Genomic DNA, 12,413 nt, shown 5'->3' on the forward strand with positions numbered 1-12,413 from the left:
TCCTTCAAAGATCGCTTACACAACTCGGTGAACTTGATAGACCACTCAGGTGATGTTTTCCAGGGCTGCTTGTAGCTCCAATTGCGAGAAAGGAAGTTGAATGCATGCTGGAAAATTGTTTGAATCTGGACTTCAACTCGGCCCGGAAAGACCGAAGAATGGTAGCTAGAGCATTTCTCGATCACAACGTGGGTCGCTCGATACCCAGAGTCACGGGCAATCTGATGTTTCTTGACGATCTTTAGGTCTTTGCTGATCTCTTGGCGGGTGAGGAAGCGCGTGACAATAGGAATCTCGACCAATGTTCCTACAACGATACGTAGGCCGGCGAGATCGTCAAGTTCGCTGACCGGAATACCGAGGTAGGATGCCTTTTTAACCGCTCGATCATATTGCTTGATGCGACTCGATACAGAGAATAGATTGAGTTCCCCTACGTCTCGAATAAAGAAGTCCCACTCAAGCTCAAGTGTCTTGAGTGCTCGTCGATGAGGTTCGACGATGAACTCATAATTGGCGGGAGTGGGGATTGGTATTTCCAACATCTAACGATAAGGGTAACTTGACGGCGAAAGCGTAGCGACAATAGGAGCGTAGCTTTGGCCGGTCAAGTTGACCCGTTTGTTAAGCATTGAACCTTGCCAAAATAGACTTACATTCAGATACAGAAACTTCTTGTGCCCACTTTATAGACCGCTGTATTTCAGGCTCAAGACGAGAAAGAGCTTTTCGCGACCAAAACTGCCTCGGCGCACCAACTGGCAAATGATCAATTTCCGTGGAAACCAGAGTGAATGCCAGAAAGTCTTTGTCGTCTTCTGGCAAACCAACTTCAAACCTCAGTGAGGACAACTCAATAGCGCCTTCAAGATAAGGCGTAGAACCCTCAAGCATTCCGCTTGCCACCTCAACTGCACGCTTTCGATTTTTCTCTATGTATTCTTGGTGGCTTAATTTCATAGGATGCTTAACGTAAAATATACGACATCTGATGTCTTATAATTTGGTTCATCTGTCGTATAACTCAAGTGATTAATTTTAAGCAATTGATTTGCAGCCTGTCTTTGATTTTAACACCCCAAGTGGTGTTGATAAAAACACATTCCGACGAAAGCCCAAAAACGACTATATCTTCCATGATAACCACACTCTAGGCAATAAAGTCAGGAATATTGTTTGGTTTCTTTCAGGCCGCCTGGGTCTGCAGCGTGAAACTGGCAGCCACTCAAAACCACACGCAATCGGGCTGCTTAGGGTCGCTATTTTTGCCGGTCATCCAACCATCATTTACTCATCGTCCGTGACTGCGGTTGGCGATTTCAATTCATACGCAAGTCCACATAGATCCCGAAAATATTTATCGAACCTGAGGCAAAACAGAACAGCTAGCAAATAGGGCTCAGCATAGCTACACGGTTCGCTGGGCGAAGGAGGCGAGTGCCGTGATTTTCCGCCGCCCCAGCCAGAAAGCGCAGCCGGCATTCAATGGAACGGAAGCCTGATGTTGAATGATCTCCCGGATTCCGCCAATGCCGTATAGTTAAGAACTAGTAGGTGCGAATTTATTCGCACTATAGGCGCTAAAGGTCGAATAAATTCGACCCTACAATATGTCCCGTGATTAACTTAACGGCATTGGCAGATTCAGCTCAGCCGCATTCAGATTACGCTCACTAGTTGTTACCGTTCTCCCGACACAATTCATCGATGCCGACACCGCTACCCAAATGTCCCCGCTCGTCGAATTGGCAAGCACTGGACAACGACGTGAAGCTACAACGCAAATCGACGACCCGACTCACAGCATTGCGTTCTCCGACGTCGATCAGAGCCGTGGATGTGCTGAACAACGTGAAGCACATAGTTCGCGACTGGATTCCTGACGAACTTTACCGTACGACAGCGGGTTTCAGCTTTACGGTTACGTGATGATGGAAAATCGCTTGCACCTGATCGCCGCGTCGGCGGATTTGAGCCGGGATATGCAGCGGTTTAATTCTTATTGGTCGGATTCGCGCTTAGTTCTCGTCATTTCGGCAGGGATTGCCGAAATCCAGACCCCACGGACGGATCGAAGCTTGCCTTCCAAGGCACTGGATGCCTGCGTCCCGGCGGACATGACGGCGTTGCTTAAATCCTGCAAAGCAGGGTAAAGGCCTATACCGCCAAGCAAAGCACCAGTCATTTGCAGCAACGCGGTTCGGCGCCGGTGCTGGAACTATTGGCATGGTCGAAGCGGTCGCGTAAGACCGGAAGCAAGCATCAGGCCCGGAACGATTGCCACGCCCCGACTAGCGATCCCGGTTGTCCTGGCATAACGCATCGATCCCGGCGCCGTCGCCCAGCCGCCGGCCGAGGCTGTTTTTGCAGTTCGCGGACAGCGGCGAGAAATCGCAGCGCAAGTCTTCTGTGACGGCTACGACGTCGCCTTCTCCGACCTCGATCAGCGCCAGCGGCGCGTAGTGGTGCTCGACGCCGGCCGGCCGCTTGGACAACGCGACGCGGTTGCCCTGGCCGTCGTCTTGGTGGGGCCATTCGATGTCGCCGGTGGCGGTGCGCGCCGGTATCAGCCAGTAATCGCCGCCGCGCAATTCGCCGTTGAGCGTAAATCGGACTTCGATGCCGGCTTCGACCGGCAGCCATTCGTCCGGCTTGATCGCTAGACCGTCGGCATCGCCCTGCTGGTCCCAGCGTCGCAGCAGCGGATGCCGGTCGGCCCGAAAAATCAGCGGACTGATTCCGGCCAAGGTGACGGTATGATTGACCCTATCGATTGCTCTAATCTGGCATAGCGGATAGCCAGCATTCAGTAACACGCTGTCGTCGTCCTGCAATTCCACCCAATCCTTTTCGTTTAAGGTTAGTTTATCGTCGCGGCCCAAATGCTCCAGCGTCGCGGTCAAAGTTTGGCCTGCGGCGTCGGCAACGATGTTTACAACCGGGAAGGCCACCGCGCCATTTTCCCGCGACCATTTGAAGGTCGCCGGGCTTTCGTCGCCGCCTGGGCTGTGAATCTCGATCCGGTACAACTGATTTTCCTGGCCCCGATAGCGGGCGTCCGACGGCTGGCAACAAGCATCGGTCGGCGCGTCCGCCGGTTTGACTTGCGCGGCCAGACAGGCTTGACTGACGATTAATTGGCTATCCAAGGCCTCCCGCCAGTCGCGGCCATCCTGCAGCTCCAAGGTTTTGACCTGCCAAATCAATTGCGAGCGGCTGGCGGTATCGGCGCCGTTCAGGGCTTTTTCGCGGATATCGTCGTATTCCAGATAGCTGATATGTCGTTCCCAAACGTCCAGATACGCCAGATAGCTGCCAAACTGCAACGGACCGGCTTTTTCGTCCAGACGATAGTTGGGCTGGCTGAGATAGGTCAGCCGCTGTGCTGGGTTTTCGCAGAGCAGGCCATCAACATAATAGCGCCCAGGTCCAATGTTGAAGTCGCCGGCCTTGGGTTTGGGCTTGGTAAAAATCTCGAAGCCGAACGCCGCCGCCGGCCCGCCGTAGGGACCGATCAAATCGGCGGCCAGCGTCTGCAAATAGTGCAGCAGGATCGCGCTTTGCTCGTTCCAGTCGGCATCGAGTTGCACCCGGCCTTGTTGCATCAATACCCGCAGGAATTGCTTGTCCGGGGTAAAGGTCATTCTCGAAAAATCGCCTTTCATATCGTTGTCCTCAATTATGCGGCGGCTTAGCTCGCCAAAATGATGGCGGCATCGGTGCCGGCCGGAGTGTATTCCTGGAGCCGCGTCCGTAAGTTGGCCAGACGTTGCGGCTGAAACAAATCGTGAAACGCGCCCATTTCCGATTCGTCTTCGGCGCCGCGCACGATTTCCGCCGCGCAATCGGCGGCCAATTGCGCGTAGGCCGGCGTTCCGTAACGGCTACTGGTGAAGTGCGGCACGACTCGCCGTTGTTCGAGCAGTTTGGCGTCGCCGCTCAACTCGGCGGTCGCCAAGTCCGGCTGGCAGTGGTAACGGCGCGGGGTTCGCGAGATCGGCGGGGCGTAACAAAAGCGCATGCAGCCCAGTTGTCGCCGGGCCACGCAGACCGTGCCCATGAAAATACTGTCCTCCGCTAAAACCAGCGCATGCACGTTGACGCATCCGAACACGGTGGTGCGAACCACGGTCGCGTTGGCATGGGCAAAGCCGGCGCCGGGCGCGCCGATAGCTTCGCTTTCCGGGCCGTCGCCGTCCCAGCCGGTGGCATCGACGATACTGTCGCTGATGTGCAGTGCCAACGGCTCGGCATTGACTTCGTCGTTGCCGATCTGTATCGAGCCGACGATGCTGTGTTCTATGCGGATACAAACCAGGCTGTTGATCACGGTCAGGCTGGGTTCCGCCGGCCGGCAAGGTTCGCAGACGCAATCCAGCGACCAGCCCGGCACCAGCGTGCAATGGCGGATCGCCAAACTGCCCAGAGGGCCTTCGACCAGCACGCCGCGCCCGGCAATCAACAAACCGTCCAATACAAGATGGCTGTCGGCGCTGCCGCGAATGCTGAAGCTGTCGGGCTGGTCGGTCTGCCAATCCAGCAAGCGGATGATGGGCCGGCTGGCGTCAGCGGCACGAATCTGCAGCACGCGGCCGAGCGCCAGTTCCAGATTGACCGGCAGCACGTAGACGCCGCTGTCGGCAATCTCGACCACGGCGCGGGCCGGTTGCTGCCCGGCGGCTTGGCCGGATTGCCAGGGCAGCAGGGCTTTTTGCAACTCGTCCTGACCGCACACCCGGATCAACTGGCTGGCGTCGGCCTGGCGCAGTTCGCGCGGATATTCGCCGCCGCCGAGCGGCGCGCTGAAGCCGTAGTGATAGGACACCCAAACTTTTTTGGGTAACTGCTTGGCGGGAAACGCCAACCGACCGCGTTCGGTATCGATGGCCAATTGGCCCTTGGCCGGCACGAAGCGCCAGTCGCTCAGATCGGCGCTGACCAGCAAATCCCTGGGCAAGGGCTGCGGCGTGTCTTTCTTCGGCCAACCCGGCGCCCAGATCGCAAAACTGCGACCTTCGCCGTAATCGAGCGACGCGGCGGCGGTTTGGGTATGAAACAAGCGGCAGCGGATCGGCACCGGCAACGCGGTTTCTTCGGCAATCGTATCGGCGGCGTCGGCCTGGGGCCGGTGATAGAGCGGACTGTCGTTGCCCAGCGCGCTAAACGTAAAACAATGCGGCGCCACCTCTTCGACGCAACAGGCCGAAGTCTTGCTGACCGAGTAAGCTTGAATACGCCAGACGAACAAGCCCACCGCCGCCGGATTGTAACGGCCCGGCGAATGAATGGACGCGATACGCCGCACGTCCACGCCGTGAGCAATGGCGTCGAACGGTCCGTCCAGCAAGTCCAGCGCCGTGCCTTGCCGGACATCGACGCTACGGCCCTGCGCTAACCGCTGGTAATTGAGATGCTGCGTGCGGCTGAGCAGCGGTAAAAATTCCACGGCCCGCGCCGGCCAGCCGGCCACGTCGGCGGCCAGACTTTCCAGCAAAGCCAGGCTGCCCTTGCGTCGCCGATAGCGCAGGGTATTGGCGATTTCCCTGCGCGGCGTCAAGGCCCGGTTCAGCAGCCGGCCTTGCGGCGTGGCGGCATCGCCGGGCCGGCCGGCCTCGGCGACCGGCCGGTAGCCGATCAAATCGCCCAAGTACGGCACCACCCAGTCGTCGCAGGTTTCGATGAACCAGTTTTCGTAGAGTTGGGCGATGTCGGCCTCCAGCAGATCGGCCTGTTCGGTTATCACCCGCAGCAGCGCCTTTAGCGGTTCGCCCTGTTCGGCATCGCGAATGCGGTGTATCGCCGGCAGTAATTCGTAGAGTCTATCGAGTGTCGCGTTCATGCCAGCCTCACAGTATCTGATTCAAGCTCAGGGTTTCCGGAATCTCGGTCGCCAACACCGCGATTTGCGCCGGCCGAATCGCGCCGTTCTCGAATTTGGCCAGATTCACGGCCAAATGCTGGGCCGGTTGGGTTTGCGCGGCGATGGCTTGCACCGCCTCGGCGATTTCGGCGGGCGTTTGCAAACGCCGACCCGCCGCCGCGTCGGGGATTTTTTCCGGCACGCCGCCGAAGGCGTCCACATCGACATACACCACCCCTGCCACACCTTGCATCGCACTAATCACTTCCGACAGACAAACGCCCTGCCCCAATTCGCGGCGCTCGAAACCAAAGGCTTCCAGCAATACCCCGCGCAACGCCGGCTCAACGTTTTCCCAGCGGTAATCGGGCGCGATGCGAACCCTGGCGCTGACGACGATCAACAACAATTCCCGCACCGCCAATTGCATAGGCTGAAACGGATCGCCGTAGTCGTGCAGCGCTTGCCACAAATTCAAAAACAAGTCGGAGGTCTCGTCGATAGGAATATCTTCGGCGCCGGCCACCGTCACGTGAACGATTTGGCGGCGACCGTCGGACAACTCGACCGCGTAGGCCTTGCCGATGCCGGCGTAGGTCCGGGAAAAATCCTGGTAATCGCGTACCGACACCAACCGGTCCAACGCCGCCAGGGTCAGCGGCGCATTGATCCTGGCTTGGTCGCGGCTTTCCGGATCGGCGCCGCCAGAGGCCCGCAATGGATTGATCACATCCCGGACGCCCAACGGCCGGCTCAGCAACAGGTTGATTTGCTCGGCCTTGACATTGCCACCCTTGCCGATGCCGCTACGGTAAACCGCTTGAATATTTTCGACCCCGCTCGGCAAGCGCGCACCGTGCACACCGTCGCCGAAAATCAGCGAGGTTTTACCGTCATCGTCGGTTTGAGTTACAAAAGCGCGGCCAGTCGCGCTCAGACCGTTTAAAGCCTCGGCTTCCCGCCACTGCACGCCATTGACCGACACCGCCAGCGTGCTATCTATGCCGGCGGGATTGTTGGCGGCGACGAAGGTCAACGGCGATTGCTTTAACGTAAACCGTTGCAGGGCCTGGGCGCCGTTGCCGCTGCCCAGCACTTCCTTGCGGGTCTCGCCGTGGCTGGCCTTGACCACGTTGGCGTGTATCTTCACCGTGTCGCGTTTGAAGCAATAGGCCAGCGGTTTGGCTAGCTTGACGAAACTGTGGATGCGGTCGCCGGGCAAGCTGTACTCCAGTTTATCGACGCCGCCGTCTCGGCCGGCCAAACTGTAATAGGTCTGCCGATACAAATCCTGGCGCACCGAAGACAGCATCGCCAATTCGCTGAAACGCACGCCGGAAGTACCCGGCAGATCGGCGCGCTCGCCGCTGACGATGACCCAGCGACCGGCTTGCAAATCCTCGTGGTAGCGGTCCAACTCCAGCAACTCGCTATCGCCGCCGCACACCGGCGTGCTGATCGGCTCCTCGGCCAGGGCCAGGGCTTCGCTTTGAATGTGAACCGTCGTGGTACGCACCGTGGCGAACGGCTCCGGGTTGTTGCCGGTCGGTTCGCCGATCCAGGCCTTATCGCTCGGCAGGCTGACAGCCAGACTTTTACCGCTCAGCCCGTAAGCGGCCAGCGAGCGGTGTTGCAGGGTGTCCTTATCCAGGCGCACCACGATCTCGCTGCCGTTGGCTTTGGCAATGACGATCCAGCCGCCGGTGGTCAATGGATAATCGGCGTCCAGATATAGCGTGGTCGGCTGGTGGAATACCGCGCCGGTAACCGAACCGGTATTAGACGTGGTTGGCGTGTTATACGGGTTGGCTATTTGCCATTCTCGTAGCGTGTAATTACCGTTCGCGAAATCCGTCTGCCGCAACTGCGCGTTATGCCCGAACGGCGATGCCTTGCCGCGCAGCGCATACACCGTCACCGGCCCATCCAGCGTGATCCGGGTATTGGCGGTCGCGGCGGCCAGATGCGTGCGTAAGGCCGGACTGAAGCGCTTGGCGATGGCGTTGTTGGCGTCGGCCACCGCATTCAAGCCCTGGGTCGCGTAGCGAGCAGCGACATCGACCGTTAACGGTCGGGCACGGAAGCGAAGTTCGCCCCCATTTCCGCCGGTATCCCCGCCGCCCGCGCCGCCGCCGGCACTGGGATCCAATAGCGGTGCGGCAAAGAACTGACCGGCCAAATTGCGCGTCAAGGTCGCCTGGTTGCGGGGCTGAAGCGACGGAGACTGCGTCAAGCCGGCGATGATTTGCCGGTAATCCTGCAAGCCTTCCAGGGAAATACGCAGATAGCTCAGTCCAGTCGCGCCGATACCGTCCACCGACTTGACCGCATAGCCCAGTTGCCGGCTGTTCCGGCTTAACACGATTTGGTGACCTTCGGCGCCGATCTGCAGCAACCAGGCCCCGCCGTCGGCCAGCGAATACAGCGTCAAGCCGTCAGCCTCCACCTGTTCGATGTCCACGTCGAAACGAAAATCGAAAAACCCCGGCTGGCCGCTGCCGTCGTCGAGCAGCAACAAGGCGTATTGATCGTTCAGTACATCTTGCCAATTTAAGACGGCGGCAATCGGCGTCACGCCAATCTGCAAACGCACCAGGGTGCGGTCGTGCTCGGGTTCCGGCAGGACTTCGCCGACCCGTAGCAGCGCTGGCTCGTTGCCGCCGATCTGGATCAGCAGCGGATCGTCGACGTTCAGCTTGGTACTGATGCCTTTCAGATAGACGCGCGGACCGCCGGGATCGAAGAACATCGACAGCGACGTTTGCGGGCGGCTCAGGCGCGGCTTCAGCGTATTCCAGGCGGCGCGCGCCTCCAGGTCGTCGCTGGTTTCAAAGGTTTGCGGCGACTCGCCGGGCGCCGGCAGACTCTGTACTTTCGCGCCTTTGGCTATCAGGCTGGGACCTTCGAATTTATCGTCCAAACCATAGGCCAAAAACACGCTGGCCGCGACGCCGGGCCGGGGCTGATAACCGATCAACCGGGCCAGTTCCAACACCGAGCGGCGCTCGGTGGCAGTGCGCAAATAGCCTTCGTTGGCGATGCGTTCCTGATAAAAGCTCAACACTTCGGCGAGGCTAGCCCAAGCTTGCAGCAGCGCAATCGAAAAGTCATCGGGCTGGCGACTGGTCAAGGCCTGCAAGGGATAACGGCCCGCTTCGCCCGGCTCGGCCAGATTCAGCGTGGACAGGCGCGCCAGCGCCGATTCCAGAAACCCGTGGTAATCGCCAATCCGGTAGTGTAAGGCCGGCAAGCCGGGCCGGTTCTCGATGGCCGCCGGCACCGAGACAGAGATGCCCGAGCAACAGCCGCAAGATGAGATGGTATTCATCGTCCGCCCTCCATATTCAGCGTCAATAAGCCGTGTTCCGGAAAACCTTTATCGTTATCCAGACGGGCGATTTCCAGCGGCGCCAGCGTCAACACGCCGGTGGCGATTGCATCGTCGGCGGCTTCGAACAAGCGCCGCAATTCGCTGACTTCGACGCCGGCGACGCCGGCCACCTTTTGTGCCGCCGCGACGATGCGACTCAAATACACGCCGTCGCCGAAACTCAGATTGTCCGGATGAAAAAAGCCGCGCTGGCCATCGGCCAAAACGCGGTTGCTGAACATGGTTTGCAGGCTCGCTTTAATCTGGCTTTGCAAAAAGCCGGGCCGAACGCAGACTTTCAAGATCAAGGCCAGCGGCACTTGCAGCGCGGCAACCACTTCCAGGTCGTGACCGATGCGCCGGTAGCTCCGCAAATGCCGGTCGATGCGGCACAGCAAGCTTCGGCAGTCGGCACTGGCCGCGTAGGCATCGACCACCACCAACACCCTGTAGCCGCTGCCGGTCCAGCGCAGCGTTGCGGCGGCTTTTTGTACCTCGGCGGCGAAATCGCGCATTACAATTTGCGCGTAATCGTCGCAAGTGACGGCGCGTTGCAACACTTGCCGAAACGCGTGCGGCGCCAATAAGCGCGCCTGAGCCACCGGCTCCGCCGCCACGCCGCCCTGGGCCGGCAAGGGATTGCGCACTGAAAGGGTCGCGCCGCTGGGAAAGCGATTACGAAATACGATGCGTGTGATGGTCTCGGCGCCGACCAGACCGGCCGGGCCGTTGCCCGTCCGGTAGCGGGCCGCGAAACGGGTACCGGGCTTGGGCATCCGGCCCTGTTGGCCGTCGCCGAAGCGCAGCCAGGCAACCGCATCGTCATCAATTTCGACAGTAAAGTGCCGGTCACCGGCGTTGCTGTTCAACAAATCGGCTTGCGCAGACCATACCTCCGGCGTATCGCAAGCGCCGAGATCGGTTTCGGTCAATGCCAGCCATGGCAATGCCAGACGTACATCCTGATCCGCTAAACCGCTGGCCGCGATGACTAGCGGTTGTGCGCCGCACGGATCGGGCTGACGGCAGGCCGGCAGCGGCTGGACGTGGGTCAATTCGGGCTTGCTCAAACGTGGCCGAAAACGCAGCGGCAACGCCGTCGGTTCGCGCACCCCGCAATCGTCGCAATCCGGCCAATGCCAACTGCCGGGCACCACTTCCAGCGTTTCGGTCACCGTTTCGCCGTGATCGACCAGCACCACGTTACCGCGCGCCACGCTGACGCCGGTCAGCGGCGAACAATCTTCGTCCTTGACCGCCGACAAACACAACGCAAAAGGCAACGCATCGGCCCGGCTCCAGCGAATATCGACGATGAAGCGACCGGTCAACGGATCGACGCCCTCCTCGACCGCAATCAGCCGCACCGGATGCCTATGTTTGGGATCGGCATCGGCGCGGTTGCCGGTGTGCGGCCCCAACACTTCCTCGAAAATCAACACGTCGCAGACTTGCAAACGCAATTGCCGGCTTTCGATACCGGGGTCCAGCAAGGTCGCCGAGGTTGCGCCCTTGAGCAGACAGCATTTAGCATCGCCCCAGGTATAAAAATCGATGGCATTATGCTCCGCGTACCAGTGCAGGGTTTGCTTGGCCGGCACCAGCAGGGGTTCGTAGACCAAATAGGGTTGCGGCAAGGTTTGCGGCAAATCCTCGGCCTTGAGCAAAGCCGTGTCGTCGCCGGAATCGAACGCGGTGATAAAAAACACATCGGCGCTTTCGACGGCCAAATCTTGCGAGACCTCCAGACACACCCAGGCCCTGGCGTTGCAACCCTCGTGCAAGCGGTAATCGACTAAGCGGGCGTGGCGTCTGACCGAGATCCGCCGCCGCGCGGTGTCCAGATACGCTTCGGTGGCGACCGCATCCTGATAGTAACTGAGATGGTCGCCGACGTAAGCCAGCAATTCGACCAGCGTCACGCCCAAATCCGGGACATGGCGTTCCCGCCAATCCGGCAGTACCAGCGCCAAGCGGTCGTAAATCAATTGCCGGAAGCTGGCGTAATCCTTGGCCAGATAATTGATTTCCGGCAATTCCGCCGCCGACGCCGCACAATCCTGCGCCGGCTTACAGTCGATGTCGCCGCCGCAGGCCACCTTGAAATTGAATTCCAGACTCGCGTAACGCGGATCGAAGCCGGGCATGCTGCGCTCGGTGGGCCGGCCTTGTTCGTCCAGCGCCACCGCGCACAAGCGATAATTGGAAAAATCGCCGTAACGGTCCAGGCCGACCAGCATGTAGTCGTCGCGCTCCGGGTCTTCGTCGCGAACAATCTCTACAGAGACCACCCGGATGCCGGTAATCCGCTCGCCACCGACGATACGCAGATTCGCGGCGTCGAGGTGATCGGGGGCCTTGCGCAGAAAAAACACCGTCAAGCTCAGTTGGTCGTCGCCGACTTCCAAGTAATCGAAGCCGTTCAAACTCTCGCTGGCCCGGACTAGCGCTCGGCGACTATCCTCGCGGCACAGCAATGCCGAGGCGCTCATGTCGGACTCCTGAGGAATTCCGCGCTGCGAACCTCGCCGCTGCGCTTGACCCGGTATTGCACCTGCACCTGCAAGGTCGAGTCCTGGCTGGTCACTTCCAAGGCCAGTACATCCAGCACATCGCCCAGCCAGCGCTGTAAGCCGGCCTGAATCGTGAATTGTAGCGTCGCCGCCAATTCGGCGCTGTTCGGCGCGAAAATTAGTTGTAGCAAGCCGCTGCCGAAATCCGGTCGGTTGACGCGTTCGCCGTTGTTGGTGAACAGAAATTGTTCGATCATGTCGCGGATATGCTCGTCGTAAGCGGTGACGGCGGTGCGTCCGCGCTGGTCGAAATGCAACGGAAAATCGACGGCTATCATGGCATCCTCACAGCGCGCTGACGCGGGTTTGGGTTAATAAAATCAAAAGCGGCGTCGCGGTTGGCGCGCATATCGCCTGACTGCTTTGCACCACCAGCGGTTGGCCGTTGGACGTGACCCGCGTGGTACCCATCAACCATTGCCCGGTAACGCAAGGTCCGTTGGCAGCGGGCGGCGGCGGCAACGCACAGCCGGCCACGATATAGGGCGCCGTCATCAGCACGGTCGGCTGGCCGCTGACCATGACGCGCGGGTTTGGCACGGTCGGCGTCGCCTGACCGCCGTGGGCGCATAACACCTGCGCGCCGACATGTACTAAGAAGCCGGCCATC

General features: G+C 59.6%; 10 protein-coding genes. 1 reads left to right on the forward strand and 9 read right to left on the reverse strand.

Annotated features, from left to right (window positions below; all coding sequences use genetic code 11):
* The 3 genes from A1355_RS10520 to A1355_RS25710 form a co-directional block, all read right to left on the reverse strand.
* The coding region (locus tag A1355_RS10520) for a RelA/SpoT domain-containing protein (protein WP_197471782.1) at nucleotides 1-545 on the reverse strand (545 nt) is incomplete at its 3' end.
* A 79-nt stretch (nucleotides 546-624) separates the two neighbouring features.
* Nucleotides 625-960, reverse strand: a complete 336-nt coding sequence (locus A1355_RS10525; protein ID WP_064027767.1) for a hypothetical protein — start codon at nucleotides 958-960, stop codon at nucleotides 625-627.
* A gap of 713 nt (nucleotides 961-1,673) precedes the next feature.
* A complete protein-coding gene (locus A1355_RS25710) occupies nucleotides 1,674-1,862 on the reverse strand; it encodes a hypothetical protein (RefSeq protein WP_064027770.1) in 189 nt (62 codons plus the stop codon).
* Nucleotides 1,863-1,928: 66 nt separating this feature from the next.
* On the opposite strand from A1355_RS25710, the gene A1355_RS26110 reads away from it, so the two are divergent.
* Nucleotides 1,929-2,153, forward strand: coding sequence for a hypothetical protein (locus A1355_RS26110; protein ID WP_064027771.1), 225 nt, complete (start codon nucleotides 1,929-1,931; stop codon nucleotides 2,151-2,153).
* A gap of 138 nt (nucleotides 2,154-2,291) precedes the next feature.
* Here A1355_RS26110 and A1355_RS10540 read toward each other — a convergent pair whose 3' ends face one another.
* The 6 genes from A1355_RS10540 to A1355_RS10565 are packed head-to-tail and all read right to left on the reverse strand — an operon-like array spanning nucleotide 2,292 to nucleotide 12,412.
* Nucleotides 2,292-3,665: a DUF6519 domain-containing protein gene (locus tag A1355_RS10540; RefSeq protein ID WP_064027773.1), complete on the reverse strand. Its 1,374-nt coding sequence runs from the start codon at nucleotides 3,663-3,665 to the stop codon at nucleotides 2,292-2,294.
* A 26-nt stretch (nucleotides 3,666-3,691) separates the two neighbouring features.
* Complete coding sequence (locus A1355_RS10545; RefSeq protein ID WP_064027775.1) at nucleotides 3,692-5,839, reverse strand: hypothetical protein; 2,148 nt, start codon at nucleotides 5,837-5,839, stop codon at nucleotides 3,692-3,694.
* A gap of 7 nt (nucleotides 5,840-5,846) precedes the next feature.
* Nucleotides 5,847-9,188, reverse strand: a complete 3,342-nt coding sequence (locus tag A1355_RS10550; RefSeq protein ID WP_082885484.1) for a putative baseplate assembly protein — start codon at nucleotides 9,186-9,188, stop codon at nucleotides 5,847-5,849.
* Nucleotides 9,185-11,722, reverse strand: coding sequence for a putative baseplate assembly protein (locus A1355_RS10555; protein ID WP_064027779.1), 2,538 nt, complete (start codon nucleotides 11,720-11,722; stop codon nucleotides 9,185-9,187). The genes A1355_RS10550 and A1355_RS10555 overlap by 4 nt, the downstream gene beginning before the upstream one ends.
* Nucleotides 11,719-12,081 carry a GPW/gp25 family protein gene (locus A1355_RS10560; protein WP_231883636.1) on the reverse strand — a complete coding sequence of 121 codons (363 nt, stop codon included), beginning with the start codon at nucleotides 12,079-12,081 and terminating at the stop codon, nucleotides 11,719-11,721. The genes A1355_RS10555 and A1355_RS10560 overlap by 4 nt, the downstream gene beginning before the upstream one ends.
* Nucleotides 12,082-12,088: 7 nt before the next feature.
* On the reverse strand, nucleotides 12,089-12,412 hold the full coding sequence (locus tag A1355_RS10565; RefSeq protein ID WP_064027781.1) for a hypothetical protein: 324 nt from the start codon (nucleotides 12,410-12,412) through the stop codon (nucleotides 12,089-12,091).
* Between the last annotated feature and the right edge of the window lies 1 nt (nucleotide 12,413).

Origin of the sequence: Methylomonas koyamae (assembly GCF_001644025.1) — a bacterium.
GTDB lineage: Bacteria > Pseudomonadota > Gammaproteobacteria > Methylococcales > Methylomonadaceae > Methylomonas > Methylomonas koyamae_A.

Bases quoted from the DNA above. Each gene is read 5' to 3' on its own strand.
- A1355_RS10565 (WP_064027781.1), bottom strand. From the start codon at position 12,412: ATGGCCGGCTTCTTAGTACATGTCGGCGCGCAGGTGTTATGCGCCCAC.
- A1355_RS10545 (WP_064027775.1), bottom strand. From the start codon at position 5,839: ATGAACGCGACACTCGATAGACTCTACGAATTACTGCCGGCGATACAC.
- A1355_RS26110 (WP_064027771.1), top strand. From the start codon at position 1,929: ATGATGGAAAATCGCTTGCACCTGATCGCCGCGTCGGCGGATTTGAGC.
- A1355_RS10550 (WP_082885484.1), bottom strand. From the start codon at position 9,188: ATGAATACCATCTCATCTTGCGGCTGTTGCTCGGGCATCTCTGTCTCG.
- A1355_RS10540 (WP_064027773.1), bottom strand. From the start codon at position 3,665: ATGAAAGGCGATTTTTCGAGAATGACCTTTACCCCGGACAAGCAATTC.
- A1355_RS25710 (WP_064027770.1), bottom strand. From the start codon at position 1,862: ATGTGCTTCACGTTGTTCAGCACATCCACGGCTCTGATCGACGTCGGA.
- A1355_RS10525 (WP_064027767.1), bottom strand. From the start codon at position 960: ATGAAATTAAGCCACCAAGAATACATAGAGAAAAATCGAAAGCGTGCA.
- A1355_RS10555 (WP_064027779.1), bottom strand. From the start codon at position 11,722: ATGAGCGCCTCGGCATTGCTGTGCCGCGAGGATAGTCGCCGAGCGCTA.
- A1355_RS10560 (WP_231883636.1), bottom strand. From the start codon at position 12,081: ATGATAGCCGTCGATTTTCCGTTGCATTTCGACCAGCGCGGACGCACC.